The sequence below is a fragment of the Mycolicibacterium gilvum genome, from assembly GCF_900454025.1.
GTDB lineage: Bacteria > Actinomycetota > Actinomycetes > Mycobacteriales > Mycobacteriaceae > Mycobacterium > Mycobacterium gilvum.
Genome location: NZ_UGQM01000001.1, coordinates 1881532 through 1908032, shown reverse-complemented (window position 1 = coordinate 1908032; position 26501 = coordinate 1881532). Strand labels below are relative to the sequence as shown.

Below are 26501 nucleotides of genomic sequence, written 5' to 3'. Positions count from 1 at the left end.
CCAAACCGTGCGTCCGTGCGTGGGTACGGCGAATCGAGGTTCCGGGCTGGGGGTAGCTTTCCACTTAACTAACTAGGTTTACTGTGTGTGTACGTCCGGTCGAGAGGAGACACCGATGGATCTGGGGTGGTCGGCAACCGACCTCGAGTTCCGCGACGAAGTGCGGGCATTTCTGGAGGAGAAGTTGACTCCAGAGCTTCGACAGGCGGGACGGCTCATGACCAGCGTCTACGCCGATCACGACGCCAGCATGGCGTGGCAGGCCATCCTGCACGAGCGGGGCTGGGCGGCACCGGCATGGCCCGTCGCGCACGGCGGGTGCGACTGGAGCCTGACCCAGCACTACATCTTCAGCCGCGAATCGACCCTGGCGGGCGCACCGTCGCTGTCGCCGATGGGGATCCGGATGGTCGCCCACGCGATCATCAAGTTCGGGACCGACGAGCAGAAGGACTTCTTCCTGCCGCGGATCCTGACGGGCGAGGTCTTCTTCTGCCAGGGCTACTCCGAGCCCGAGGCCGGCTCCGATCTGGCCGCGCTGTCGATGGCCGCGCGCGACGACGGTGACCATCTCGTGTGCACCGGCAGCAAGATCTGGACCACCCACGCACAGGAGGCGAACTGGATGTTCGCCCTGGTGCGCACCACCCGCACGGACAAGAAGCAACGGGGAATCACCTTCGTCCTCATCGACATGGCGACGCCGGGGATCGAGATCCGTCCCCTGGTGATGACCTCCGGCGAAGAAGTGCAGAATCAGGTCTTCTTCGACGAGGTGCGGGTGCCCAAGAGCAACGTCATCGGGCAGATCGACGACGGGTGGACGGTCGCGAAGTATCTGCTGGAGTTCGAGCGCGGCGGCGGGGCCGTGGCGCCCGGCCTGCAGGTGATGGCCGAGAACATCGCGACGGTGGCCGCCGATCAGCCCGGCCCCGGCGGCGGCCGGCTTCTCGACGACCCGGCGTTCGCGCGCAAGCTCGCCGACGTCCGCATCCGCACCGAGGTTCTGGAGATCCTCGAGTACCAGGTGCTGGCCGTGGTCGCCGGCGGCGGCAATCCCGGCGCGAAATCCTCGATGCTCAAGGTCCTGGGCACCGAATTGAGCCAGGCCATCACCGAATTGGCGATGGAGGCGGCGGGACCGCGCGGACGCGTGTACCAGCCCCACGCCACCTATCCGGGCGGGCCGATCGCGGAGTTCGAGCCGCCCGAGGGCGACTACGTCAGCGGCGAACCCTGGCAGGCCGTCGCCCCGCTGCGGTACTTCAACGACAGGGCCGGTTCGATCTACGCCGGCAGCAACGAAATTCAGCGCAATATCCTCGCCAAGGCTGCATTGGGGCTCTAGATGGACTTCACACTCAACGACGAACAGGAACTCCTGCGCGGGGGTCTCACCCGATTCCTGGCAACTCGCTACGACCTCGAGAAGAGCCGCACCGCGGCCAAGACCGGCGCAGGGTGGCAACCTGAGATCTGGCGTGCATTCGCCGAGGAACTCGGCATTCTCGGTGCCGCGCTTCCTGAGGAGAACGGCGGGATCGGCGGCGGACCCGTCGAGATGATGCTCATCGCGGAGGCTCTGGGCCACGCACTGGTCATCGAGCCCTACGTCGACACGGCGGTCGTCGCAGCCGGACTGCTGCGCCGCGCCGGGGGGGAGATCGCCGACGCACTGCTCGAAGAGATCGTGGCCGGCTCGGCCATCGTGTCGCTGGCCGCCACGGAACCGACATCCGGAGACTTCTGGCAGGACGTCCGCACCACCGCCGTACGCGACGGCGACGAGTGGGTGCTGTCCGGCGAGAAGATCGTCTCGTCGGCCACTCCCCTGGCCGGGCACGTGCTCGTCACCGCTCGGACCACCGGCGAGCGCGCCGACACCGCCGGCATCTCGCTGTTCCTGCTCGACATCGCTTCCGCCCCTTCAGGAGTCGAGGTGCACCACTACCGCACCGTCGATGACCGCCGCGCATCCGACATCGTGCTGGACGGCGTGCGACTTCCGGCCACGGCACTGCTGGGCGCCGAAGGCGACGCCTGGCCTTCACTCGCACGGGCCCGCGACGAGGGCGCGGCGGCGATCAGCGCCGAGGCGGTGGGATGCATGCGCAAGGTGCTCGCAGACACCGTCGAGTATTGCAAGCAGCGCCAGCAGTTCGGTCAACCCATCGGAAGCTTCCAGGTTCTCCAGCACCGCATGGTCGACATGTACATGGAGGTCGAACAGGCCGCTGCTGCGGCACTTCTGGCGACCCTGAAGCTCGACGAGGATGAGACGACGCGCGCGCGGGCGGTGTCGGCCGCCAAGGCGACGGTCGGGCGCGCCGCGCAGTTCGTCGGCCAGCAGGCGGTGCAGTTGCACGGCGGTATGGGGATGACCGAGGAACTGGCCATCGGCCACTACTTCAAGCGGTTGACCGCGCTGCAGTTCGAGTTCGGCTCAACCGATCACCACATCACGCGCTACGGCCGACTGACGACTCCCTGACCTCGGCCCGGTCGCGCACGCCGAGCAGCATGCGGCGCTCCATGATGAAGTGCACGACGTCGTAGAGCACGTTTCCGCCGTATCCGCCGTTGCCGCGCGCCAGCAGACGCGTGCGCCCGCCCTGCGCCTTGAGATGGAAAGACCAACTCCCGGAGGCTTTCTCGCCGCGCTGCACCCGTTCGTAGTCGGCCGGGGACATCAGGACGAGGTGTGAATTCGGCACGAGAGCGGCGACGATCTGCCTGCCCCGGTCGCCGCCGCGGCGTGCGAGCCAGACGGTGTCGCCCACGGCGAGATCCTGCCATTCCCGGTGGATCCTCGACGCATTGCGGATGTCCGCCCCGACAGCCCGTTCGAGCACGCTGTAGCTGTAGAAGCCTCCGCGGTCCTCACCGATCTGCGCGAGCCACGGCCACACCTGCGTCGGCGGGGCATCGATGGTGATCGCCCGCGTGGTGCGAGCCCCTCCGGCGACGAGTTCGTCACCGGGCAGACCGGCCACCGACTCCTCGTAGGTGGCGCCCCACCGGTATATCCACGGCCGCAACCGGGTGCGATACCCGATCACCGTCGCTGCCAGAGCGAGAGCGGCAACGCCCGCACCAGAAGCTTTCACGCGGTCCTCGCGACGATCACCGGGGTGCGGGAGGACTGCACGATCTGCGAACCCACCGATCCGAGAAGCATGCCGGTGAAGCCGCCGCGGCCGTGGCTGCCGACCACCAGCAGTTGCGCCTTCTCCGCTTCTTCGAGCAGCCGTCGCGCCGGCTGATCGCGGCGTACCACCCGGTGCACGGTGACGTCGGGGTAACGCTCGTGCCACCCGGCCAACCGTTCTGAAAGCAGCATCTCCTCTTCGGGTTGGACCTCGGTCCACTCCACCCCGGGCAGCTCGTAGCCGGCGTCACTCCACGTGTGCACGGCGACCAGGTCGACACCGCGGCGGCACGCCTCGTCGAACGCGATCGCTGTCGCGCGTTCCGACGCCGGAGAACCGTCGATGCCGACGACGACCGGCGCCTGCGCCGGGTGCGGGATCAGCGGGTCCTCGTCGTAGATCACCGCGACGGGGCAGCGGGCGTGGTGCACCAGACCGGAGCTGACCGAGCCGAGCACGCGCCGTTCCCACTTGCCCATCCCCCGGCTTCCGACGACGATCATGTCCGCATCGCGCGACAGATCGGCGAGGGTCGGCACCGGTTGACCGGAGAGGACCTTCTCGGTGACCGCCGGTAACGGATGCGCCTGCGTCGCAGCGTCGACGACAGCCCGTGCGTCTGCGAGAACCCTTGTCGCCTCGGCCTTCTCGTCCTCGTAGAACGACGCGGGCAGTGGCACCTGGATCCAGGACTGCACCGCGGCCCCCGGCAGCACGTAGGCCAGCGTCAGCGGAACCTGCCGCAGAGCGGCGTCACGAGCCGCCCAGTCGACCGCGACTCGCGACGCGGCCGAACCGTCGACTCCGACGACGATGCCGAGGGGTGCAGGTTGGGTGGACATCTGTGCGCCTCCTTGCGGCGGGCGGCTCCGTCGCCACCCGATGTCTCCACGCTAGCGCGGACACGCCGGTGCGCATAAGTGGGCGAGGGTCATCGGCGCCCGGGACCTAAGCCTCGATCCACCGGTGAGCTGTCGGTGTGAAGTCGATTTCGATTGTGTGCGTTGGGCCCGGGGTGTGCCGTGAGGTGGGTGTGTGTGATGGCCCGATCTCGGTATCGGCTTGTTCCTGTGGGTCTTTCGTCTCGTGCGGGCGGTTGGGGTTGCTCTGTTAGGCCAGCAGTGGCCGGTTTCGGCCAAACAGACTGTGGAACAGGGTGTTCCACGCGGTTTCCCAGGGCCAGTTGCGTGGCAGGTGCAGGGTCAGGCGTCGGGCCGAGGAGGCGATGCGTGCCGGCACGCTGATCAGGGTGCGGCGGATGGTGCCGGTGCGGGCTTTGGCCAGCGCTGGTCCGGTCAGGGTGGCCGCGGCGCGGGTGAGGTTGAACGCCATCGCTGCGCACACCAGCCAGGCGGCGTTGGCGCCGAATCGCCCCGAGGGCAGATGGGCCAGAGCAGAGTCTTTGAGGTCGGCGTGGACCTGCTCGATGAGCGCGTGGCCGCGGTGGGTCTTGTCGGCGGTGACGGTATCGAGGTCGGTGGTGGTGAAGAAGGCATGGAAGCGCCAGGTGTCGAACAGGGTGGTCTGCCCCTCGCCGCTGGCGGGGTTGAGGTCGGGGATGCGCCGCACCACCAGCCTGCCGGGGATCTGCTCGCTGGTTTTGCGGGAGCTGAACGCGGTGAAGTCGATCTCGGCGACCTCGGCGCGCGAGATCCAGCGCTGGGTGTTCTCGTCGTAGATCGCGTCGGTGTACTGGATCGGGATCCAGGCGTCCTCGGGTATGGCGGCGATGGCGGCTTTGACTTTTGGGTCCAGGCGCACGGTGATCGACACGTCGGCACCACCGCGCAGAGCAGCCGCCACGGTTGGGTAGCCGTAGAACGCCGAGTCGGCTCGCAGCAGCGGCCGGGTGGCTGCCGCCGAAGAGCGCAGTCGTGTCACGGTGGCCAGCGTGTCGCCGACGATGCGGGCAGCTCCACGTGCTGATCCGCAGGCGCCTTTGCGTAGGCGTTGGCCGCAGATGATCGGTGCACCATGCTCAGTGGTGAGCGTGGCGATCAGCGCATTTAACCCACGGACCCCGGAGTATCCGTAACCAGATCCCTGTTTGGTGTAGCCGTGCACTTCGATGATGGTGTCATCGAGATCAACACACACCGGACCGTCAACACCGGCCAGCACCGGAGTGCGTTCGTGCAGACCGGCCAGCAACCGCGCCGCCACGGCGTCGAGTTGGCGGACATGACCGAAGCTGAATTCGCGCAGGAACGATCCCAGCGTCGACGGGGCGTACGGGCGGTCGAACACGGTGCCCATCGCGCCGTGGCGCAGCAAGGCCATGTCATCGATGCTGTCAGCACCAGCTACCATGCCCGCGACCAGCGACAAGACTTTCGCCCCGGCGTTGGCGCCCTTGTCGGTCGGCACCGTGATGTGCTCATCAGCCAGGCTGCTCAACCCGCACTGATGAGCCAGAGCGGCCATCGGGACCAGCCCGGCACACGACACCAGATTGGGGTCATCAAAGCGGGCTGACGCCACAGGACGAGTGTGAGATAGTTGCATCTACGAGATGCCCTTCGTTCTGACCGAATGTGATCCTAGACAAATCCCATTCTTTCACCGCGACAGGGCATTTCGTTTTTACAACCCGCCCCAACTCCTATTCGATCGGTGGATCAAGGCTAAGTCCCCTCTTGCCCCGCGGGGTTACGTCACCGCGGTGGGCGCGTCGGAGACCTTCACCAGTCGCACCTCGGGGCGGGCGGGCACCTCGTCGGCCAGGAACCAGCGGAAGGCGAGATTTCCGCGCGGATAGTCCAGGGTCGTCAGCGAGTTCGGATGGGCGGTCATACCGCGCGACAGCACGACGGTCACCGAGCCGTCACCGTTGGGCGCGGCGGTGTACCCGTTGACCGAGCTCCGGGCGTCCTCGACACCGGGTACGGCCATGAACTGATTCCACACCACCAAGTTCCAGAACCGGCATGCCGGTGGGCGGTGCGTGATCACCAGCGCTTCGTCCTCGGCGAGGTCGAAACTGCCGTACGAGTAGCAGGCGTCACGGGCCGACCACCCGAAGTTGGCGTCGGGAACCTGGTAGGGATCGGCGAAATCATTGGCCACCAGCGCTGTTTCGTGGCCCAGTTCATGCGCGTCGGCGTTCTTCACCCCGACCGACAGCGGGAGGATCGCGAACATCGTCCGCATCCATGCCGCACTCGCGCGCAGCGCGGCCGCTGTCTCGGCCTCGCCGTGGCGGAAGGGGTCGGGGGGTTCGAGTGCCTCGATCGTCCATGTCGCGGCCCGTCCCACCAGAGGGTCGGCCTGATAGTCGCGCGTCACCAGCACCGCGGCGTCCGGTTGGGGTCCGAATTCGAACGAGAAGTCACCCTCGGCGTCGATGTCGAGGTCGTCGTCGCGCACGATCGCGACGATCTTGTCCGACCAGGCGCCCGGCGCGGGTTCGTTGTAGGCGGTCATCGAAAAATACACGCTGTCACCGCGATTGCCGCTGATCCGGTATCGCCGATCAGGGTCGACCGGGCACATGAAATAAACGGCGTCGGTGTTGTCGCCGCCCCAGCGACGGTCCGGCCGGAACGGTGAGTTCAGCTCCAGCCAGCGCGGCCGACTCGGATCGGCGAACAGGTAGGTGTCGAAGGCGACCCCGAGCGTGGTGGCCAGCATGCGGTATCCGTCGGCGACGTGCCGATCGTCTCCGACCGCCTTGGGGCCGGACATGAACGACGCATCCAGGGTCCGCAGGGTGTCGAGCAGCTCACGCCATGCGGCGGTGGCCTCATGAGATTCGGTGGTCACGCACTGATTCCTTTCGTGATGAGTCTCGCCGTCCTGTCGAGCCACGCCTCGTCGACCGCGGTGCCGCGGGTGAGCAAGGCCAGCAACGTCATTCCCGCGACGGCTTCGGCCAGTTCGGAGGCCGTGACATCGGGACGCACGTCGCCGCGCCGCACCGCGGATTCGAGGAACTCGGTGAGGCCGCGCACCAGGATGTCGCCGAAGCGTTCCAGCAGGGCGGTGTGCAGCGTGGGATCCGAGGCCATCTCGCCGACGAGGCCGGGCAGCGCCGCGAGTGCCGCCGGTGTGCTCAGCACGGCCAGGGTGCGGCGTGTCATCTCACGGACATCGGCTTCGAGCGAACCGCTCCCGGGTATCGCCGTGTCGGCGCCGAGGGGGAACACCGCCTCGTGCACGAGGTGCGCCTTGCCCCGCCATCGGCGGTAGATGGCGGGCTTGCTGGTTCCCGCACGCGCGGCGACCGCGTCGAGTGACAGCTCGGCATAGGAGGACTCGGCGAGGAGCTCGACCGTCGCGCGGAGCACCGCGTCGGCGATCGCCCTGTTTCTGGGTCGACCGATGTCCGTCGTCATTACGATACTCAGAGTAACATAACGCTCTGTGACGGACACCACAGAAGGCACAGTTCATCTCGATGACCTCGCCGAACCCCGGTACTCCCCTGAGGCACAACAACTTCGGGAACTGATGGCGAGCCTGGCCGCCGACTGTCCACTCGACGCGGAGGTGCTGCACTCCCGCGCGCGCGAGGCGACCGGGCTCGACGACTTCGGCCCCGACGACTACCGGGAACGATTGGAGATGTACCTGGCGGAACTCCGCGAGATCGACATGCATGCGCCGGGCGTCGTGAACTTCCACGTGCAGCTCGTCCAGTGGCTGAAGAACCGTCTGCTTCTGACCGACCTGCTCACCCGGCATCCCGAGATCGAGGAGATCGAACTCCTGCCGCCGGTGGTGATCGCCGGCCTGCCCCGGTCGGGCACAACCCATCTGCACAATCTGCTCGCCGCCGCGCCGACGTTCCGCAGCCTGCCGTACTGGGAGAGTGTCGAGCCGTTCCCGCTGCCGGCAGAGGCGGGAGTGGAACCGGACCCCCGCATCGGCCGGATGGACCTTGCGCTGCAGACGATGGACCTGCTGATGCCCCACTTCGCACTGATGCACGAGATGACCACCGACCATGCGCATGAGGAGATCCAGTTGCTCGCCAACGACTTCTCGACCATGTTGATGGAGACGCTGGCCCACGTGCCGCGCTGGACCGAGTACTACTGGAACCGCGATCAGACGCCGACCTACGAGTACCTGGTCACGCAACTCAAGGCGCTGCAGTTTCTGCGCGGCGGAGGCCGCTGGGTACTCAAGTCGCCGCAGCATCTCGCCCAGCTTCCGGTCATCGGTCGGGTATTGCCCGGGGTGCGTGTGGTCTTCACCCACCGGGATCCGGTGCCCGTCGCGCTGTCGATGATCGCGATGGTCACCTATTCGGCGCGGATGCACCGAGACCACGTGGACGTCCCGGCCGTCGCCGCGGCATGGGTGGACCGCCTGGAGAAGTTGCTCGACGCGTGCGTCCGCGACCGCGAGGTGATCGCCCCGGACCGATCGCTCGACGTCCGGTTCGACGACTTCATGGCCGATGAACTCGGTGTCGCCGAGTCCATCTACGCGCTGACCGGGGAGGACTTCGACGGTCGGTCCCGAACTGCCGTCGCGCAGTACCTCCAGAGCCATCGGCGCGGCAGGCACGGCCGCGTGCACACCTCCGCGGACATGTTCGGGCTCGATCCCGAGGAGTTGCGCGAACGGTTCGCACCGTACTCCGCGCGCTTCCTGAGCTGAGTCGAATCATCGTGCTGCCGAATCATTTCCGTGCCCGATGCGCCCCAGGTCCACGACCAACGGGCGGTGATCCGATATCGCCATCTCCGGGGTGTCGTACGAACGAATCGTGAACGCGGGCTCATCGGTCAGCACGTGGTCGAGCTGGCGGGTGGGGCGATCGGCGGGAAAGGTCGGCGCGGAGGCCAGGCAGCGCAACCGGGACCAGCGGCGGGCCGGCTTGGCCGGCATGTTCAGATCACCGGTCACGATCCACGGCGACGGCAGCCCACGGACGTCACGCATCAGGTGATGGAGTTGGTACCGATTCCAGCCGGGCACGAACGACAGGTGGGTGTTGGCCACGGTGAGCTCACCCAGCGGTGTGTCGAACCGGCCGATCACGGCCGCGCGCGGCTCCTCGTGCACGACGACGACCTTCCGCGGCTCGCGCAGGTACAGCGGGAAGGGGAACGGGATCCGCGGCAGACGCGCCACCTGCCAACTCACCGCCGGGTACCGGGACAGCAGCGCGACCCCGTAGGCCGCCGTGCCGGGCTGCTCCTCCCCCGTCGCCGCCATCCACGTCGCACCCGGGGTGCCTGCGATCGCGGCGACGAAGCGGTGGCTGCGCGCCCCCATCGCCTCGGCCGCCAGCGCAGTGAGGTCGGCCAGACCGGAGCGCGCCTGGATGGAATCGACCTCCTGCAACGCCAGGATGTCGGCGTCCAGACCGGCGACACAATCGACGAAGCGGTCCAGGTCCACCTCGGCGCCGGGCGTTCGCCCGTGCAGGATGTTGAAGGTCACCAGCTTCATGGGTACCCCTCTACCCATCCTCAGACCCAAACCCACGGGCGGTGTGCATGTCCCAGGACGATCTGCGCGAGGCGCTCAGACGGGCCGCGTCGGCGCTCAAGGCAGACGGGCCGCCGTTCGCCCTGGCAGGCAGTTATGCCCTGTGGGTGCACGGCGCACCCGAACCCGTCCACGACGTCGACTTCGTGGTGGCCGAGCAGGACGCGGAGGCGGCCGCGGCCACACTGTCGAAAGCCGGCTTCGACATCCGGCGCCCGCCCGAGGAGTGGTTGTTCAAGGCGGCCTTCTCGGTCGACGGGCCGGTCCTGATCGACGTCCTCCATCAGATCAACCGGGTGCCGGTCGACGCCGCGCTCATCGAGCGCGCCGAGGTCACCGACGTCCTGGCGCTGGCCATCCCGGTGCTCGCCCCGACGGAAGTCGTCACCCAGAAGCTGCGCGCGCTGCACGAGCATCACTGCGACTTCGAGAAGCTCTTCGGGCCCGTGCGCGCCGTGCGGGAGCAGCTCGACTGGGCGCAGCTGCGGCGGGCGACGGCCGAGAATCCGTTCGCCGTGGCATTTCTGTCACTGTGTGACAGTCTCGGGATCGCCGAACACCACTGAGATCGCCTGACGTTCGATGGTCCGGCACCCCGGCGGGGACGGGTCGCGCGGCCGATCCCGAGCTGCTAATTTACGGAGGCTCTTGCTCGCGTGGCGTCCGTAGTGCAGGCGCATGGGCAGGGAAGGCGCGTTGGCCAGAAGGGGCACTGTGGACGAGGTACTGGCGCGGGCCGCGATCTTCCAGGATGTCGATCCGGGTGCCGCCGCGGCGTTGTGCAGTCAGCTCCAGAAGGTGTCGTTTCCCCGCGGCCACCGCGTGTTCAACGAGGGCGACCTCGGCGACACCCTCTACATCATCACTTCGGGTCGGGCGAAGATCGGCTGCACCTCACCCGACGGCCGCGAGAGCCTGCTGACACTGATGGGCCCGTCGGACATGTTCGGCGAGCTCGCCATCTTCGATCCGGGTCCGCGAACATCCTCGGTGACGGCGCTGACGGCCCTGCACGCCGTCATGATGGACCGCGACGCACTGCGCTTCTGGATCGCCGAACGGCCTGAGATCGCCGAGCAGTTGCTGCGCGTCCTCGCACGCCGGCTGCGACGCACCAACGACGCGCTGTCCGACCTGATCTTCACCGATGTGCCCGGGCGGGTCGCCAAACAGTTGCTCGACCTGGCACGCCGATTCGGTGTGCAGCAGGAGGGTTCGTTGCGGGTGGATCACGGACTCACCCAGGAAGAGATCGCTCAGCTCGCCGGGTCGTCCCGCGAGACGATCAACAAGGCACTCGCCGATTTCGTGCAGCGCGGGTGGATCGAGCAGCGCGGCAGGACGACGATCATCCACGACCCGGCCCGGTTGGCCAGGCGCGCGCAACAGTAGGCGTCGCCGGTACCTCGCTACTCCGGGAACGGATCAGCCTGGTAAATGGACTTCGTGACGAGGTATGCATCGAGCCCTTCCGGACCCAACTCGCGGCCCAGACCGCTGGATTTAATTCCACCGAACGGAGATTGGATATCGAGCTGGTAGTGGTTCACACCCACCGAGCCCGTGTGCATCGCCCGTGCGATCTCGGTTGCACGCGCGCTGTCCTGCGACCAGACGGTTCCGGCGAGGCCGAACTCGGTGTCGTTGGCCAGCCGGACCGCGTCGGCGTCGTCCGCGTACGCGGTAATCGTGATCACCGGCCCGAAGATCTCCTCCTGCGCAAGCCGATCCGAGTTGTCCACGTCGGCGAAGACCGTCGGCGCGACGTACCACCCGCGCTCTAGGCCGGTGGGCACCGAGCCCCCCGCGACGAGCCGCGCACCGGAATCGCGGCCCACCTGGACGTAGTCGAGAACCCGCTCTCGTTGACGCTCGCTGACCAGGGGTCCTATCTCGGTCTTCTCGTCGAGAGGATCGCCGACGGTCAGGCTGTCAGCCAATTCCGCTATCGCCGAGATGAACTCGGCGTATCGCTTCGCGGGCACCAAGATGCGCGAACTGAGGTGGCAGGTCTGCCCGTTGTTGACGAAAGATGCCGTCCGAAGACCGTTGACGGTGGTGTCGAGATCAGCGTCATCAAGGATCACAGCCGCGCTCTTGCCCCCCAACTCAAGGGTGACCGGCCGGATCAGACGGCCGCATTCGGCGCCAATGACGCGTCCGGCGTTGGTGGAGCCGGTGAAGGCGACCTTGTCGACACCCGGATGGGTCACCAGGTGCGCACCCGCCTCGGCATCTCCGGGCACGACGTTGAGCACACCCGGTGGCAGCCCCGCCTCATCGGCAGCTTCGGCGAAAACCATTGCGTCCAGGGCCGTTTCGGGCGATGCTTTGAGCACCACGGAACATCCGGCTGCCAGCGCGGGGGCGATTTTCATCACCGCCAGCGCCTGCGGATAGTTCCACGGCGTGATGGCGCCGACGACGCCGATCGGTTCGCGGCGCACGATGGTGTGCCCGACCAGCGCGGGCCGAACTTCCTCGGCCGTCCAGCCCCTGATGAGCTTGGCGTAGTAGTTGACGAGCACGGACGGGAACGCGCCGTTCACGGCGCGCGACAACGTGATCGGCATCCCATTCTCGCGGCTCACCAAGGCCGACGTGTGCTGCGCCCTGGCGCGTAATGCCGTCGCGAAGCGCTTCAGGCCCTCAGCGCGCTCGTCGACGGTGGCGGCGCGCCACTTTGCCGCGCCCTCGCCGCGCGCGGCAGCCACCGCGTCGTCGATGTCAGCGGCCGCCGCACTGGGGCCCTCCCCCAGAATTTCACCGGTAGCCGCCTCGAACACCGGAACCGTCCGGTCCGTCCGACGGAACTCGCCGCCGACGAATACCCCTGCGGTGTCGACGATCTGCGTCATAGCTGTGACCCTCTTTCGGTACCTGAATCGCGGCCGGTTGGCGACCTGTCGAACGTGTGTTCTACTGGTGCGGCCGCCCGCGCGTCGCGGGCGAGACGCGAAGGAGGTCCCGCCGATGACTGTAGACACACTGGCAGCAGCACCATCTACCGAGTCGCCGACTGCGGAGACTGTAGCGAAGCCGCCGACCAAACGCGCCGGCAGAAAAGCCAAGACCATCGAGCTGACGCTCACAGTGACAGGGACCGCCGACGGCGAATGGCACGCGGAACTCAAGCAGGGCAGCACGTACGTCGTCCGGAACCTGCCGGTAGCGGCGGCCGCTGTATCCCGCGCAGCGGGGGAACTGCACGAGGACCTCGCGACCCCGATCGACGCAGTCATCGAGCAGGCGCGCTCGCAGCAGGCGGCCCGAGTCGCCGCACTGGAGGCCGAACTCGATGCCGCACGCAGGGCCCTGGCAAATCTGGACTGAGATCCCCGATCCCGCCTGTGTTCCACAGGATGAGCGCGTCGGATCAGCGGATGTCCGCTCCGGCCTGATCGCCCATTCTGCGCGCACCGCGTCGATAGATCAGCCAACCGCCGAGCACCAGGAGCGCGCCGAACGCCAGGAACCCGATGTCCCATGACATCGGCCCGCCGAGATCGTCGCGCACATGGTGGATCTGCAGGATCTGGTGGTCGATGAGCCCCTCGACGACGTTGAAGATGCCCCAGCCGGCCAGCAGTAGACCGAAATGGAACGACCAGTTGGGCGCCAGGCGCCCTCGGCGCCAGGACATGAGGAGCGCAATGGTTCCGGCCCACACGAGTAGCCAGGTCGCCACGTGGAAGAAGCCGTCGGCGAGAACGTTGACTTCCAGTCCGGCGAGCGTGTCCACCGGGTAGTCCTCCACGTGACTCACCATGTGGTGCCACTGCAGGATCTCGTGCAGGACGATGCCGTCGATGAAGCCTCCCAGGCCCAGACCGAGGAGGAGTCCCGGCGCAACACTGGGTTTCGTAGCGGTCGTGCTGGTCATCGCCCCGAGGTACCCCGCGGAGTCGGGTGAAAACGTAGCGGCGCCTTGACGGGCTTGTCACTTAGTGACACTGTGGTGGTGTCACTAAGTGACAAGGAGGTTCTGACATCACCCGCGCCACGTCGACGAACACGACCGACGACAAGCAAGCCAGCGCCCGGCTGCGCGTGTCCCGCATCGCGTGCGATCTGTTCTGGGAACGGGGCGTCGCGGCGACGACCGGCGACGACATCGCGGCGGAAGCCGGGTTGTCGACCCGAACGATCTGGCGGTACTTCCGCTGCAAGGAGAGCTGCGTCGAGCCGGTGCTGGCGTTGTCGGCGAAGCGCTTCATCGGGTTGGCCGAACGCTGGCCCGCCGAACTGTCGCTGGCCGAGCACATGGCTGCCGACATGATCGAGAACCCGCTCTCCGAACGCGAGATCGCCGACGAGGTCGCCGCACTGCGGATCGCGACCATGTCGGCGACCGAGCCGGCGCTGCGGACCTCGTACCTGATGGTGCACGACGAGATGGAGCGCACGTTCGTTCCTGTCATCGCCCGGCGGCTGGGACTTCCGGACGACGACCTCACCGCGCGCCTGTGCGCGGCGGCGGTCACCGCAGCATTTCGGGTGGTGGACGAAGATGTCGGCCGCCGCGCCATCGTCGACAAGGAGAAGGTCACGCAGGAGGAAGCCCTGGCGTTGATCGACCGCGCGATCCGCGATGCCACCAACGGCCGACTCGGCGGTCCTGTCACCGTGAAATAGCAGTTCCCACAACCGTTCTGAACCCACCGCCGTGACCCCGGCGGTGCGATGAACCCTGCCCGTACCACGAGAGGACCACCACCATGGCTTTTCCCGACCTGATTCCCGTCGAGGACTTCTTCAACCCGCCGACCCGCGCCGCGGCGAAGATATCTCCAGACGGCACCCGGATGGCTTTTCTGGCACCGTCGAACAATCGCCTGAACGTCTGGGTCGAGAACCTCGATTCCGAGTCCGGCGGGCTCCGGCGCGTCACCGATGACGACAATCGCAGCGTCCTGCACTTCGAGTGGACCGACGATCCCCGATGGCTGATCTACCTGCAGGACACCAACGGTGACGAGAACTGGCACGTCCACCGGGTGGATCTCGATGATTCCGATGCGCCCGCGGTCGACCTGACACCATTCCCGGGTGCGATGGCTCTGCCGGTCCGGGAAGTCAAGAACGGCAGAACCACGGTGATGGTGAACAACCGCGACGCCACCCTACTCGACATCCACGAACTCGACATCGCCACTGGGAATCTCACCTTGATCGCGAAGAATCCCGGCCACGTCAACGGGTGGTTGTCCAGCGATGACGGGGACCTCTTCGCCACCGCGCTGACCGCCGACGGTGACCTGGAATTGTCCCGATGGGATCGCGACGACGAGGCCCTGCGACCGATCATCCGGTTCGACGGCACCGACTACCCCATCGGCATCCACCCCTTGGTTCTCACCCCCGACGGCACCGGCGTGTGGCTGGGGTCCAATCGCGGCACGGACCGCACCCGCCTGGTGCACGTCGACCTCGCCACCGGCGAGGAGACCGACGTCGACAGTCACCCGACGTTCGATGTCGACCCACGGGCGGCTGTCAGCCCGCTCCTTCCGGCGCCGCTGATCCAGGATCGTCGCACCGGCGAGCTGCTCGGGGTTCGCTACTACGGTGAGCGACAGACGATCCGGGCTCTCGACACCCGGTTCGGTGACATCCTGGCCAACCTGGAGAAGCTGTCGGACGGCGACCTCGGCAACCTTTCGTCCGACGAGAACGGAGTGCGCTGGATCGTCGGGTTCAACCACGACCGGGACCCCGGCGCGACGTACCTGTACGACCACAGCACAGGCGAGAGTCGGCTGTTGTTCCGGCCGCTGCCGGAGTTGGACCCTTCGCAGCTCGCCCCGATGCGGCCCGTGACGATCACCGCGCGCGACGGTCTGCCGTTGCAGTCGTATCTGACGCTACCGGTGGGGGTGGAAGCGATGTCGCTGCCGCTGGTTCTCGTGGTGCACGGCGGGCCGTGGTTCCGCGACAGTTGGGGCTTCGACGGCCATGTGCAGTTGTTGGCCAACCGCGGATATGCCGTGCTGCAGGTCAACTTTCGCGGGTCCACCGGATTCGGGAAGGCGTTCCTGAAGGCGGCGATCGGCGAGTTCGCCGGCAAGATGCACGACGACCTGATCGACGGGGTCAAGTGGACAGTCGAGCAGGGTTACGCCGATCCGGACCGAGTGGCGATCCTGGGCGGGTCCTACGGTGGGTATGCGGCGCTGGTCGGCGTCACGTTCACCCCCGACGTCTTCGCCGCCGCAGTGGATTACGTCGGGATCTCGAACCTCGCGAACTTCATGCGGACCCTGCCGCCGATCGCGCGACCGCAGCTGGCCAACAACTGGCACGCCTACGTGGGAGATCCCGACGACCCCGAACAGCTCGCCGACATGATGGCCCGCTCCCCGATCACGAAAGTCGACCAGATCCGCACCCCCTTGTTCGTGATCCAGGGCGCCAACGATGTGCGCGTCGTGCAGGCCGAATCCGACAATCTGGTCAATGCGTTGCGTGACCGAGGCGTCGAGGTGGATTACCTCATCCAGACCGACGAAGGTCACGGAGCTGTCAACGCGGAGAACACCATCGAGATGTGGGAGGCGGTGGTCCGGTTCTTTGCGCGGCATCTCGGTGGGCGGGCGTGAGGGCCCGCCGCGCCGGTGGCGCCGGGCTTGGGAGTGCTACGCCGTTTCCGCGATGTCGACGTAGACCTGCCGGTACTCCCCGCTTCGGGGATTCAGCGCGGGCGGCTCGTCGTCCGTCTCGATCGTCACCGCGGTTGCTCCATGCTCAGACAGGAACGCCGCCAGACGATCTTTCAGCACCGGCCACACCGCGTCCTGCTCCTCGGGCGGCTCGACCCGCAGACGCACGCTGAGCGCCGTCGGCGCGCGCTGGATCAGCTGACAACCCACCACGCCCGCGGTCTCCTCGGCCACGGTCGCGACAGCCAGTGGCAGGATCTCGACCTGGCCACCGTCGGGCGTTGTGAAGGTCAACGTGTCGTCGGTGCGGCCGACGACGTCGATGGTCGGGAAAGGGCTGCCGCACGGGCACGGCTCGGGGTCGACGGTGACCCGGTCACCCAGCTGGTAGCGGATGATCGGTTGAATTCTGTTGGCCAGGTTCGTGACCAGCACGCCCTCGGAGAGCTGCCCCGCCGGGACGGTTCGGTTGTGTTCGTCGACGGGTTCGACGATGTACCAGTCGCTGTTGACGTGGAGGCGGTCTTCCCTGCACTCGAACGTCAGGCCTACGGCTTCAGATGATCCGTAATAGTTCCCGACCCGGCAGCCGAATGCCGCACTGATCAATCGGCGGGTCACCGAGGGCAGCGACTCCCCCGCCGCGCTGATCATCACCGGGTGGATGCACAACCGGCCGTCTTGCTGTGCGCGGGCCAAGGTGACCAGAGCGCTCGGATAGCCGCCCAGGACGACGGGCTGAAAGGCGTTGAGATCGGCGATCAACTCGGCGAGGGGAGTCATGGCCGAGAAGATCCGCTGCATCCGACGCCGCCACGGCAGCTTGCGGATTCGTCGGGCCATCATCGTGTTGGCCAGGAAGTGCCCGCCGGTGACGAAGACCGCCGCCATCCTGGCGCGTCCGCGCAGCAGTGCCCATACCGTGCGGGGCGACAACAGCGCCACCGGTACCGAACGGGCGTAACCCAATATGTTGTAGACCCTCAGCGCGACCGCGTCGTGCAGCAGGATCGCGGGTTCGCCGGTCGCTCCCGAGGTCGTGCAGACCACGTAACGGCCGAGGAAGTCGCGCCCGATGTTTCCGGGATCGGCCAGAAACTCCTCCACCCGCTCCTTGGCCACCGCGGGGTCGGTCACCCAGTCGTCGAAGTGACTCATCAACTCGGCCTTCGTGACCGGCGGCAGCTGATCGATCCTCGAAATCGATTCCGGCGCATCATGATAAAGCCGTCTGTAATGAGGCGAGTGTGCGCGGGCATAGGCGACGATCTCGCGAAGCCGTTGTTGTTGACGGCGGTCGATGCCGGCTGCGCCCTCACGACTGGCCCGGTACGCGTCGATGATGGCGCGGGTATATTCGAGCCGACTCACGCCGTTCGCTCCTTCACGTCTGCGGTATCGCAGGACGACGGTTCCAGCCGGCGTATCCGAACGCCACACCGAGCGCCGAGTAGATGGCGGCCTCGGTCCACATGTAGCCGACACCCCACGTCCTGCCGAGGAACACGGGCTCGTTGATGATGCCGCGCGACGTGGCCACGGCGTATGCGGCATGCACATATGCCAGCGCACCGAATGCCCCGGAGAGGAACTTGCATACTTCACGGTTCACAGCGATTCCCTTCGATTGCCCACCCGCCCGACGGCCACCGGACGCCCGCGCACTCAGCGTGCCCGTCCGGGTGCCCCTTACCTAGGGGCAGAGGTCACCAAAGGGGGTACGGACCTCCCGCGCTGGCGAGCTGGTTTGTACCATCCGATTTGTCGGTGGTCGAATGTATGTGGCGCTCCTAGTGTTCTAGTGGGCGCGTTTCTGCTGTTCAGCAGTGTTTTCGGTTGGTGCGGTGAGGGTTTCGGCGTGTCAGCGCCGAGATGAAGGACGCGCACGTGGTCGAACCTCTAGGTTTCGGGGTTACCACACCAACCTCAACCGCGAGGACGACCCACGTGCGCGTCAGTACTGCATTTAACCGTCTGTTGGCGATCCCGGGGGCATCGGTGACCGATGTCGTCATCGGTGAACGTGATGTCGAAGTAACCCTGCGCCCTACTGCCCGTCTCTTGACCTGCCCGTGCGGCAAACGCCAGCCCAGCGTCTATGACCGCCGTCGCCGACGCTGGCGCCACCTCGATCTCGGGGTCAAGCGGTTATGGCTGGTTAATGAGATCCGCCGCCTGAATTGCCCGGACTGCGGGGTCATCACCGAAGCGGTGCCTTGGGCGCGGCCCGGATCCAGGTTCACCCGCGACTTCGAAGACATGGTGCTGTGGTTGGCCCAACGCAGCGACCGCACCACCGTCTCGACACTGATGCGCTGCGCCTGGGAATCGGTCACCGCGATCATCAACCGCGGCGTCGCCGAACTGCTCGACAAGCGGCGCCTGCAGACGCTGTATCGGATCGGTGTCGACGAGATCTGCTACCGACACCCGCACCGCTATCTGACCATCATCGGCGACCACGATACCGGCACCGTCGTCAACATCCGACCCGGCCGCAGCGAGCAATCCTTGACTGATTTCTATACAGCTCAACCTGATTCGATGCTCAAGCAGATCCAAGCCGTCAGCATGGACGTCAGCAAGCCCTACATCGGCGCCACTCGCTCGAAGGTGCCCGAGGCGATCATCTGTTTTGACGGCTTCCACATCATGCGATGGATCAACCGCGCCCTCGACGCCGTCTTCTCCGAGGCGGCAGCCGGCCCCGACAAAGTCCACATGTCCTCAGCGCAATGGCGCACCACCCGATGGGCGCTACGCACCGGCGAGAACAGACTCACCGACACCAAACGCGAACTGGTCAACCAGATCGCCAAGCAGAATCGACGAGTCGGACGAGCATGGGCCCTCAAGGAACAGGCCCGCGATCTCTACCGCTACGACCACCAACCCGGCGTCGCCCGTGCACTGCTCAAGGCCTGGATCACCGCTGCCAAACGCTGCCGCATCCCCGCATTCGTCGCGCTCGGCAAACGACTCGCGGTCTACTTCGATGGCATCCTGGCCGCCATCGAACTCGGCATCTCCAACGCTCTCGCCGAGAGTATCAACGCCAAGATCCGCCTCATCAACGCACGCGGCTACGGCCACCACACCGCCGAAACACTCACCTCGATGATCTACCTCTGCCTCGGCGGACTGCAGGTGAAACTACCCACGAGAACCTGAGTAGCCGCATGTATGTTCGAAGTATGTCGGGTGGGGACCTGCAGACCTCGATCGCCGTGTTGCGGGCGGCGTTCGAGGAGGTCGCGGCCGCAGACGTGGATCTGTTGACCCGGCCGGATCTCGTGGCGGCGCTGGATGAGCTCGAGGAACTGTCGTGTCAGTTGCCTGCGGTGGGTCATCGGTTGTTGGCGCGGTTGCAGGTCGAGACCACGGCCCGGGAGATGGGCGCCAAATCGTGGAACCAGGTCCTGGCGGTGCGGTGGCGGATCTCCACCGGTGAGGCCCACCGCCGATTGACTGAAGCCGCGCTGCTGGCCCCGCGCCAGTCGCTGACCGGGGAGCCCCTGCCCCCGGCGCTGCCCGCGACTGCCGTGGCGCAATCGCGCGGGTTGATCAACGGAGAACATGTCGAGGTCATCCGCAAAGCTGTCAAGAAACTCCCCGGGTGGGTCGATGTCGCGACCCGCGAGCAGTTCGAGGTCAACCTGGTCCGCACCGCTGTCGGCAACGGACCCAAAGAACTCAGAGACGCCGCCGAGCTGACCCTGTTCCTGCTGGATCAGGACGGGCCCGAACCCGACGACACCGAGCGGGCCCGCAAACGCGGCCTGACGAAAGGCAAACAGCGCCCCGACGGGATGATCGATGTGGCCGGCACCCTGACCCCCGAAGCCTGGGCGGTATTAGAAGTGATCTTCGCCAAGTACGCGGCCCCCGGCATGTGCAACCCGGCCGATCCCGAACCCTGCACCTCGGGCACACCCACCCAGGCGCAGATCGACAACGATCAGCGCAGCCTGGCTCAACGCCAGCACGACGCGCTCGTCGCGGTGGGGCGGATCGCGCTGATGAGCGGCGAACTCGGACAGTTGAACGGGCTGCCGGTGTCGATCATCATTCGCACCACGCTGCAAGACCTGGAATCGCGGGCCGGGGTTGGTACGACCGGTGGCGGCACCGTCGTACCGATTAAAGACGTGATCCGGATGGCCGGGCACGCCAACCACTACCTCGCCGTCTTCGACCGCGCGACCGGCTCCGCGCTGGATCTGTTCCGCACCCGACGTGTCGCGTCCCCGGCGCAACGGGTCATGCTGATCGCCCGCGACGGCGGCTGCACCAAGCCGTGCTGCACCGTCGGCGCCTACGGCTGCCAGGTTCATCACGCCGAGACCGATTACGCCCACGGCGGCAACACCAACATCGACGAACTCGGCCTGGCCTGCGGGCCTGACAATCGCTCGGTCACCGACGGCGGCTGGACCACCCGCATGAACGACCGCTGCGAAGTCGAATGGATCCCCCCACCCGACCTCGACACAGGACAGGCCCGCGTCAACAACTACCACCGGCCCGAACGACTCCTGGCACCACCCGAAGACCCGGAACCACCCCACCGAACCCGCACCACGGCAACCGAACCCGTCGAGGACCAGGCGATCGGCGACCCGGAAACAGACGCGCCACCGCCCCTCGATGATCCCGGCGAACCCGGCGGACCCGCACCACCCGACAATCGGGCGGCCTGACGGTCACAGATCCCGACGTCGATGACGCCGGGCCGATGCTCCGTGGGCGGCGGGTGTCTACGTCCTCCACCTCACCCGTAGGCGGGATAACGGCCCTCCCAGATGGCGAGCTGTTCGCTGCGGTGGTCGCGGGTGATTCCGCTCTCACGGCCGAGCAGCATGGTGGATCCGCCGGAACCGTCGTACCGTTCCCACGGTTCTCCCCCACGGATGAAGTCGACCCACAGCGACTGCACGACGTCCGACATGTGACGCGCTGCTTCGTCATTGCCGGCCAACGCAGGCGCAGCATCCAGATTGCCGAAGACAAGAGCCAGGCACGAATCGTGACACGCCCCGAAACCTGCGCGGGGAGAGGGCCATTGCAGTTCATAGCGGAGCACCGCGTTGCCGCGTTCGGCGTGTGCGCGAACGAACTGCTCCGTCGGCGCGGTGAAGTGGTAGTCGGTGACCATCGCACTGGCGACGTCGCGCAACGGCCCGTGGTCGGCGCGGTACCTGTCGACCACCGCGTCCGGATCGTGCCGGTCGCCGGCGAGGGCCTGCGCCCTGTCCCGCACGTACTGCTCGGTGAAGACGCCGTCGTCGAACGCTGCATCGAAGATCCGCCATTCGTCGCGGGTTGTCCCGGCCAGGATCGGGATCGCCGGCATGGATCGCGTTCTCGCCACCACCAGGGGATGCTCCGCGATCACGTCACCGTCGATACAGGGATGGAACGGACCCTGCGGCGGAACGAAGCCAGGGTCGATACCGCGTTGTGCGGCGAGGATTTCATCGACACCCGGTTCATCATCGCGCATCAGAGCACGAAGTCGCGCAGCGACCGCTGTAGCAGCCTCCGTCGAGCGCACGCGTTCCAGACCGCCGCTCTGCAGGATGGCCCTGTCGAACAGACCGCATCCGCCGGCGAGCATCGCCGATATTGCGATCGCCCCGGAAGACTGCCCCGCCACCGTCACCGCGCTCGGGTCACCACCGAAGGCACCGATCTCGTTGCGCACCCACTGCAGCGCGTACTGCTGGTCGCGCACAGTAAGGTTCGTGGAGTCGGCCCCGTGCCAGTCGGGCGCATACAGCGACCCCAGCACTCCGAGCCGGAAGTTGATCGTCACCACCACGATGTCGCCCCGGCGGGCGAGACGGGCGCCGTCGAGCAGCGGTGCGGATCCGTGACCCTGTGCCTGCCCGCCGCCGTGCAGGAACACCAGCACCGGTCGCCGGGTGTCATCAGCGGCCGGCGTCCAGACATTGAGGGTGAGGCAGTCTTCGCTCATCGTGAGGCCCCGCTTGGCCAGCCGTTCGGGCGAGATGTCCTGCGGCGGGATCGACCCGAAAGCGGTCGCATCGCGCACATCAGTCCATGCGCTCACGGGCTGTGCTGGGCGCCAACGTCTCTCGCCCGTCGGTGATGCCGCATACGGCACCCCGCGGAACACAACGACGTCGTCGAGGGCCTCGCCGCGAAGAGCTCCGAACGACGTGCGCGCGACTGTGGTCACGGACGCTCCGACAACGGGTAGGCCGACGCCATCTCTCCGCTGAGCACCCGGGCGAGAAAATCGCGGCCCTTGACACTCACCACCTCGACGCGCAGTCCACTGCGTGGATCGCGCAGGAACGCCACGCCCGCACCCGTCCGTTCCAACTCCCAGCCCTCGTCCTGTAACCGCGCAGCATCGTCGCGCCAGCGCTGTGCGTAGTAGCCGACGTGGTGCATGCCCCCGAGCGTCGGTTCGGCGAAGATCGAGTCGGCGGCAGGGACGACCTCGATCAGCTCCAGGTACGGCGGACCGGACATGGAGAACGCCAGGCGCACGATCTGGTCGTCAGCCGATCCGTCGGGACGGACGAAGCCACTGCGCATCTCGAACGGCGGCGCCCACGTGATCTGCATGGCGTCGGCAAGCGACTCCATGGCCGAGACCAGTTCGGGGACAACGTGACCCACGTGGTAGACGTTGTCGAAGGCCGACGCGGCGAGCGCCTGGAGGGTGGGGTCCATATCAGATCCTGTATCTGCGGCGGATGGCGTCGAAACGTTCGTGCAGGTGCACCACGCGCTCCTCGGGCGTGACGCGTCGGGTGTCCGGCGGCAGGACGGTGTCCAACTCGGCCGCAGCGACGACCCTGGTGCTGACCTCGGGCAGCTGACGGCTCCCGATGACACGCATCGTGAGGTAGCCCTCGCTGAACTGTTGCGTGTCGATCCAGTTGTGCACGCCGGGGTCGTTGTGCGACATCACCATTCGCACGCGGCCGTCGGCATCGATGGCTGATCGACTCGGTGTGTGGCTGACCGGTCGGTACAGGTAGTCCATGCTGTTCCAGAACGCGCCCATGTTGGTCAGCATCCAGAACTCCCCGTCATCGGCGAACTCGAAGATCAGCGCTTCGTCCGGTTCCAGGTGCCACGGCATCGTCACGATGAGCCTGCCGCGACGCGCATCCCGCTGCTCCGCGGTGCCGGCGAAACGGGCGCCCGGAAACACATTCGGCTCCGGCTCGCCGAACAGAGAGCCGATCTGCAGTTCGCGGTCAGGCCAGTCCGTCATCACCCCGGTGAGGAAGTCACCGGCCCACCGCATCGACGCGATGAGATCCTGCGGGGTCGGCGCAGGGCGCGGCTCGTCCATGTCGATGCGTTCGATGCTGAACTGCGCCGAGCGCTCCGTCCAGGAGTCGAAACCCTGCCGCATGAACAGCTTTCGCGAGCCAGGGGTGGTGGGGAGCCAATTGCTCTCCCGCCGCGGACCTCCGACGTACAGTTCGAAGCTGCCGTCGGGTTCGGTGACCAGGTCATCACCGGTGATGTTCGCCTCCGGGGTGTCGCCGAAGGGTTCGTGCAGGTTCGGGTGATCGGCGCCGTAGTACACGTCCTTTTCGGGGCGCGGGCCCTGGACGGTGAAGTTCAGGAAGCGCGCCGTGCCCCGGTCACCGGCGATGCGGTAGGTCGACGCGCCGTCGATCCACGCCTGCAGATAGACGAAATCGGCGTTGTCACCGCCCAGTTTCCGGGTCGGTCCGCAGAACGGGTGGATCATCGGATAGCGGGTGTTCTTCGTCTCCAGCGCGAGATCGTAGGCCTGGCCGAGGTTCTGTGTCAGGTAGCGGAATGCGTCCGCCCGCTGCAGGGCATTGGGCGGCGAGGTGTCTTTGAACGCGAGATCTCCGGCCGTCTTGAGCCGGTCGCAGAACTCGTGCCACGCCGCGCGCAGCTGCGCGTCGTCGTCGGTGTCACCGAAGGCCATCAACGCCTCGTCTCGATGTCGATGCCGAACCGTTCACGGTAGGGGGCGAATTCGTCGTGCAGCTGCTGCACCGGTACGGGCAGGACGTCGGTGGAATAGGTGAATTTCCCGTACCGGTCGCTGCGGTTGGTGGCGAGGTAGTCGCGCATCGCCTGCTCCGCGTGTGCGGTGAACGGCACCTCGGCGAAATCGTAGAAGCCGCCGATCGTGGCCACCGGGTCGACGACGAAGTCGCGGTAGCGAACGTGATGGATACGGGGATCGTCGACGAACGGGTCGATGAGGTAGGCGTGAAAGTTGGCCCGTGACCCCTCGATCGTGGCCTTGGCGTACTGCGTCCAGTCCAACGCCCCCGCGAGGCTCTCGTTGATCTGCCCGAAGGCCACGATCTGCGATGCCAGCACCTGCACGGGGTCGCGATGCACCCAGACGATGCGGGCGTCGGGATAGGTATCGAACAGCGCCCCCAGACGTCGCCCGTGAAATCCCTTGAGCACCCACCGTTTCGGCGGGCGGGCGTACTGAATGTGTTGCAGCATCATGTGGTGCAGGGCGTACTGCGCGTGATGGTCCTGCGCGAAGTTCTGGATCGTTACGGGAACCCGCCACCACGCGCTCGGGTTCGTCGCGCGGAAGTCGAAGGCCCACGTGCGTTCACACTCGGGCAGACCGTCGCCGAGCAGATCGTTGTAAGGGTGGCTGACGATCCACGGCGGGATGCGGTCGAGAATCTCGCGCCAGTCGGCATCGGCCTGCGCGCGGCGTGGATCGTCGGCGCTGTGTTCCCCCGTCGCTTCGCTCGCCCCAACGGCCGGGCCGGGTGGCGGCGACGGGTACATCACCTCCCAGAACCGCAGCGCCCGCGAGGTCTCGTCCTCGGCGAGCAGCGCGTGCAGCAACGTCGTGCCCGACCGCGGCTCACCGGTGGCGAACAGCGGTGCCGTGATCCGTTCTGCCGCAAGGGGCATCCGTACGCGGTCGGCCATGAAGTGCAGGCGGCTGGTCAGAAGTCCGTTGATCGTGAGAGCTGCTGCACGCGAACCTGTTTCGTCAAGGTCGGCGCTGTTCAGCCGCTCGACGACGAGGGCCACACGTTCGGGCAGGGTGTCGTCACCGAAGTCGGTGAGTCCGGTCGACTCCTTCGCGTCGGCGATCAGGACGTCGCTGTCCAGAATTGTCATGCCCCACTTCCTGTCAACCGCGTCTCGACCTCGCGGACCTTGCGTGCCGACGCTGCGGCGTAGGCCTGCCCGGCCATTCCGCTGTAATCGAGCACCGACACGACCCGGGCGCCCGCCTCGCCGAACTCGGCAACCTGCTCAGCCACCTGCGCCGGTGTGCCGTGCGGGACGACCGACAGGATCGCGGCCGGGTCGACCTGTTCGAACAGCCGCAGCAGCCGGTCGCGGGTCAGCGCACGCGGGTCGATGTCCTGAATGCCGCGCCAGTGCTCCCCCATCGGATGGCGGTGGCCCGTGGCGGCCAGCGCGTCGGCCGTCAGTTGCAGCACCAGTGACTTCACCAGTGGGCGTTGCAGGATCTCGCGAAGTTCGTCGGGCTCGCCGATCAAGCAGACGACCATCTTGGCCGGCGTGATCGCCTGGGGGTCGCGTCCGGCCCGCTCCGCCGCCTCCCGGATACGGGCCAGCTGGCGGGCATAGGTCTCGGGTCCGGCGCTGCCGGTCGGCCACCAACCGTCACCGTACTCACCGACGAGGTGCAACATGCGCGGGCCGTTGGCGCCGATCCAGATCGGCGGCGGACCGCTGCGGTGCGCCTCGGCGTCGAGCCGCGCGTGCTCCAGCGTGAAGTACCTGCCCGCGAAGTCGATCGGGCCGTCCGCATTCCAGAGGAGCCTGATCAGCTGCAGCGCCTCGGCGAACCTGCTCACCGTGCCGCGAGGGTCGAAGCCGTAGGGCGCCAGGTTTTCTCGCTCGCCGGCGCCGAGCCCGAGGATGAACCGACCGTCGGACAGATGGCTCAGGGTCAGCGCTGACTAGGCCAGCATCACCGGGTGGCGGCGGACGGTGTCCAGCACACTTGTGGCCAGCCGGGTGCGCGTGGTGCGCACCGCGACGGCACCGGCGAGTGCGAGCGTATCGAGGTACCGGTGGGGCGACGGCGAGACCTCGGCGAGGTCGGTGAACTCAGGTGTCCAAATCGAATCCGGCCAGAAGCTCACGAGGTGATCGGGCATCCAGAGCGAGTGGTAGCGACCATCGTCGGCGGCCTCGAGCCCTTTGAGGTCGAGCGGCAGAGTCGTCCGGAAGAACGAGGCCAGCTCCAAGGGCATGCAGC

Annotated in this window: 24 protein-coding genes and 1 pseudogene; 10 read left to right on the top strand and 15 right to left on the bottom strand. The window is 66.8% G+C overall.

Going from position 1 to position 26501, the window contains the following annotated elements:
* Positions 1-115 precede the first annotated feature (115 nt).
* Together DYE23_RS09010 and DYE23_RS09005 are read left to right on the top strand one after the other, a co-directional pair.
* Positions 116-1348: an acyl-CoA dehydrogenase family protein gene (locus DYE23_RS09010; RefSeq protein WP_099961193.1), complete on the top strand. Its 1233-nt coding sequence runs from the start codon at positions 116-118 to the stop codon at positions 1346-1348.
* Positions 1349-2491 (top strand): acyl-CoA dehydrogenase family protein, encoded by a 1143-nt coding sequence (locus DYE23_RS09005; RefSeq protein ID WP_011895224.1) that lies wholly within the window; start codon positions 1349-1351, stop codon positions 2489-2491.
* Here DYE23_RS09005 and DYE23_RS09000 read toward each other — a convergent pair.
* The 5 genes from DYE23_RS09000 to DYE23_RS08980 all read right to left on the bottom strand — a co-directional run bounded on the left by DYE23_RS09000 (position 2460) and on the right by DYE23_RS08980 (position 7483).
* The gene (locus DYE23_RS09000; protein ID WP_099961191.1) at positions 2460-3107 is read right to left on the bottom strand and encodes a hypothetical protein; all 648 of its coding nucleotides are present in this window, start codon (positions 3105-3107) and stop codon (positions 2460-2462) included. The genes DYE23_RS09005 and DYE23_RS09000 overlap by 32 nt on opposite strands.
* Entirely contained in the window at positions 3104-3991 is an 888-nt protein-coding gene (locus DYE23_RS08995; RefSeq protein WP_011895226.1) for a universal stress protein, read from the bottom strand. Before DYE23_RS08995 ends, DYE23_RS09000 begins: the two co-directional genes overlap by 4 nt.
* Positions 3992-4259: 268 nt before the next feature.
* On the bottom strand, positions 4260-5654 hold the full coding sequence (locus tag DYE23_RS08990) for an IS1380 family transposase (protein WP_115326321.1): 1395 nt from the start codon (positions 5652-5654) through the stop codon (positions 4260-4262).
* A 144-nt stretch (positions 5655-5798) separates the two neighbouring features.
* Positions 5799-6911, bottom strand: coding sequence for a DUF1214 domain-containing protein (locus DYE23_RS08985; RefSeq protein WP_099961189.1), 1113 nt, complete (start codon positions 6909-6911; stop codon positions 5799-5801).
* A complete protein-coding gene (locus tag DYE23_RS08980) occupies positions 6908-7483 on the bottom strand; it encodes a TetR/AcrR family transcriptional regulator (protein ID WP_099961188.1) in 576 nt (191 codons plus the stop codon). Before DYE23_RS08980 ends, DYE23_RS08985 begins: the two co-directional genes overlap by 4 nt.
* A 28-nt stretch (positions 7484-7511) precedes the next feature.
* Here DYE23_RS08980 and DYE23_RS08975 point away from each other — a divergent pair, with 28 nt between their 5' ends.
* Positions 7512-8756 carry a sulfotransferase family protein gene (locus tag DYE23_RS08975; RefSeq protein ID WP_115327038.1) on the top strand — a complete coding sequence of 415 codons (1245 nt, stop codon included), beginning with the start codon at positions 7512-7514 and terminating at the stop codon, positions 8754-8756.
* A gap of 6 nt (positions 8757-8762) precedes the next feature.
* On the opposite strand, the gene DYE23_RS08970 is transcribed toward DYE23_RS08975, so the two are convergent.
* Positions 8763-9554: an endonuclease/exonuclease/phosphatase family protein gene (locus DYE23_RS08970; RefSeq protein WP_115327037.1), complete on the bottom strand. Its 792-nt coding sequence runs from the start codon at positions 9552-9554 to the stop codon at positions 8763-8765.
* Positions 9555-9601: 47 nt separating this feature from the next.
* On the opposite strand from DYE23_RS08970, the gene DYE23_RS08965 reads away from it, so the two are divergent.
* Together DYE23_RS08965 and DYE23_RS08960 are read left to right on the top strand one after the other, a co-directional pair.
* Positions 9602-10159: a hypothetical protein gene (locus DYE23_RS08965; protein ID WP_115327036.1), complete on the top strand. Its 558-nt coding sequence runs from the start codon at positions 9602-9604 to the stop codon at positions 10157-10159.
* A 148-nt stretch (positions 10160-10307) separates the two neighbouring features.
* Positions 10308-10985: a Crp/Fnr family transcriptional regulator gene (locus DYE23_RS08960; protein WP_115327035.1), complete on the top strand. Its 678-nt coding sequence runs from the start codon at positions 10308-10310 to the stop codon at positions 10983-10985.
* A 17-nt stretch (positions 10986-11002) separates the two neighbouring features.
* Here the strand turns inward: DYE23_RS08960 and DYE23_RS08955 are convergent, their stop codons facing one another.
* Positions 11003-12451, bottom strand: a complete 1449-nt coding sequence (locus DYE23_RS08955; protein WP_115327034.1) for an aldehyde dehydrogenase — start codon at positions 12449-12451, stop codon at positions 11003-11005.
* Positions 12452-12566: 115 nt separating this feature from the next.
* Between DYE23_RS08955 and DYE23_RS08950 the strand changes: the two genes are divergently transcribed.
* On the top strand, positions 12567-12926 hold the full coding sequence (locus DYE23_RS08950; RefSeq protein ID WP_011895234.1) for a DUF6319 family protein: 360 nt from the start codon (positions 12567-12569) through the stop codon (positions 12924-12926).
* A 43-nt stretch (positions 12927-12969) separates the two neighbouring features.
* Here the strand turns inward: DYE23_RS08950 and DYE23_RS08945 are convergent, their stop codons facing one another.
* A complete protein-coding gene (locus DYE23_RS08945; RefSeq protein WP_115327033.1) occupies positions 12970-13476 on the bottom strand; it encodes a DUF2243 domain-containing protein in 507 nt (168 codons plus the stop codon).
* Positions 13477-13643: 167 nt separating this feature from the next.
* Between DYE23_RS08945 and DYE23_RS08940 the strand changes: the two genes are divergently transcribed.
* A complete protein-coding gene (locus DYE23_RS08940; protein WP_115327032.1) occupies positions 13644-14228 on the top strand; it encodes a TetR/AcrR family transcriptional regulator in 585 nt (194 codons plus the stop codon).
* 83 nt (positions 14229-14311) lie between these two features.
* The gene (locus DYE23_RS08935) at positions 14312-16192 is read left to right on the top strand and encodes a S9 family peptidase (protein ID WP_115327031.1); all 1881 of its coding nucleotides are present in this window, start codon (positions 14312-14314) and stop codon (positions 16190-16192) included.
* A gap of 36 nt (positions 16193-16228) precedes the next feature.
* On the opposite strand, the gene DYE23_RS08930 is transcribed toward DYE23_RS08935, so the two are convergent.
* Positions 16229-17623, bottom strand: a complete 1395-nt coding sequence (locus DYE23_RS08930) for a phenylacetate--CoA ligase family protein (RefSeq protein WP_115327030.1) — start codon at positions 17621-17623, stop codon at positions 16229-16231.
* A 13-nt stretch (positions 17624-17636) separates the two neighbouring features.
* The gene (locus DYE23_RS08925) at positions 17637-17864 is read right to left on the bottom strand and encodes a hypothetical protein (RefSeq protein ID WP_115327029.1); all 228 of its coding nucleotides are present in this window, start codon (positions 17862-17864) and stop codon (positions 17637-17639) included.
* A gap of 335 nt (positions 17865-18199) precedes the next feature.
* Between DYE23_RS08925 and DYE23_RS08920 the strand changes: the two genes are divergently transcribed.
* Positions 18200-19423: an ISL3 family transposase gene (locus DYE23_RS08920; protein ID WP_013470473.1), complete on the top strand. Its 1224-nt coding sequence runs from the start codon at positions 18200-18202 to the stop codon at positions 19421-19423.
* Between the two features lie 8 nt (positions 19424-19431).
* Entirely contained in the window at positions 19432-20952 is a 1521-nt protein-coding gene (locus DYE23_RS08915; protein ID WP_115327028.1) for an HNH endonuclease signature motif containing protein, read from the top strand.
* A 71-nt stretch (positions 20953-21023) separates the two neighbouring features.
* Here DYE23_RS08915 and DYE23_RS08910 read toward each other — a convergent pair whose 3' ends face one another.
* The 5 genes and pseudogenes from DYE23_RS08910 to DYE23_RS08890 form a co-directional block, all read right to left on the bottom strand.
* Complete coding sequence (locus DYE23_RS08910; RefSeq protein WP_115327027.1) at positions 21024-22454, bottom strand: carboxylesterase/lipase family protein; 1431 nt, start codon at positions 22452-22454, stop codon at positions 21024-21026.
* Positions 22451-22957 carry a VOC family protein gene (locus DYE23_RS08905; RefSeq protein WP_115327026.1) on the bottom strand — a complete coding sequence of 169 codons (507 nt, stop codon included), beginning with the start codon at positions 22955-22957 and terminating at the stop codon, positions 22451-22453. Before DYE23_RS08905 ends, DYE23_RS08910 begins: the two co-directional genes overlap by 4 nt.
* A gap of 1 nt (position 22958) precedes the next feature.
* On the bottom strand, positions 22959-24203 hold the full coding sequence (locus tag DYE23_RS08900) for a DUF1214 domain-containing protein (protein WP_115327025.1): 1245 nt from the start codon (positions 24201-24203) through the stop codon (positions 22959-22961).
* Positions 24203-25384 carry a sulfotransferase family protein gene (locus DYE23_RS08895; RefSeq protein ID WP_115327024.1) on the bottom strand — a complete coding sequence of 394 codons (1182 nt, stop codon included), beginning with the start codon at positions 25382-25384 and terminating at the stop codon, positions 24203-24205. The genes DYE23_RS08900 and DYE23_RS08895 overlap by 1 nt, the downstream gene beginning before the upstream one ends.
* A pseudogene (locus tag DYE23_RS08890) lies at positions 25381-26496 on the bottom strand (LLM class flavin-dependent oxidoreductase). The gene DYE23_RS08895 and the pseudogene DYE23_RS08890 overlap by 4 nt, the downstream one beginning before the upstream one ends.
* Positions 26497-26501 lie beyond the last annotated feature (5 nt).

Coding starts and splice junctions, on each gene's coding strand:
- DYE23_RS08915 (WP_115327028.1), top strand. CDS start 19,432: ATGTATGTTCGAAGTATGTCGGGTGGGGACCTGCAGACCTCGATCGCC.
- DYE23_RS08945 (WP_115327033.1), bottom strand. CDS start 13,476: ATGACCAGCACGACCGCTACGAAACCCAGTGTTGCGCCGGGACTCCTC.
- DYE23_RS08935 (WP_115327031.1), top strand. CDS start 14,312: ATGGCTTTTCCCGACCTGATTCCCGTCGAGGACTTCTTCAACCCGCCG.
- DYE23_RS08965 (WP_115327036.1), top strand. CDS start 9,602: ATGTCCCAGGACGATCTGCGCGAGGCGCTCAGACGGGCCGCGTCGGCG.
- DYE23_RS08990 (WP_115326321.1), bottom strand. CDS start 5,654: ATGCAACTATCTCACACTCGTCCTGTGGCGTCAGCCCGCTTTGATGAC.
- DYE23_RS08955 (WP_115327034.1), bottom strand. CDS start 12,451: ATGACGCAGATCGTCGACACCGCAGGGGTATTCGTCGGCGGCGAGTTC.
- DYE23_RS09010 (WP_099961193.1), top strand. CDS start 116: ATGGATCTGGGGTGGTCGGCAACCGACCTCGAGTTCCGCGACGAAGTG.
- DYE23_RS08900 (WP_115327025.1), bottom strand. CDS start 24,203: ATGGCCTTCGGTGACACCGACGACGACGCGCAGCTGCGCGCGGCGTGG.
- DYE23_RS08970 (WP_115327037.1), bottom strand. CDS start 9,554: ATGAAGCTGGTGACCTTCAACATCCTGCACGGGCGAACGCCCGGCGCC.
- DYE23_RS09005 (WP_011895224.1), top strand. CDS start 1,349: ATGGACTTCACACTCAACGACGAACAGGAACTCCTGCGCGGGGGTCTC.
- DYE23_RS08995 (WP_011895226.1), bottom strand. CDS start 3,991: ATGTCCACCCAACCTGCACCCCTCGGCATCGTCGTCGGAGTCGACGGT.
- DYE23_RS08950 (WP_011895234.1), top strand. CDS start 12,567: ATGACTGTAGACACACTGGCAGCAGCACCATCTACCGAGTCGCCGACT.
- DYE23_RS08980 (WP_099961188.1), bottom strand. CDS start 7,483: ATGACGACGGACATCGGTCGACCCAGAAACAGGGCGATCGCCGACGCG.
- DYE23_RS08895 (WP_115327024.1), bottom strand. CDS start 25,384: ATGACAATTCTGGACAGCGACGTCCTGATCGCCGACGCGAAGGAGTCG.
- DYE23_RS08905 (WP_115327026.1), bottom strand. CDS start 22,957: ATGGACCCCACCCTCCAGGCGCTCGCCGCGTCGGCCTTCGACAACGTC.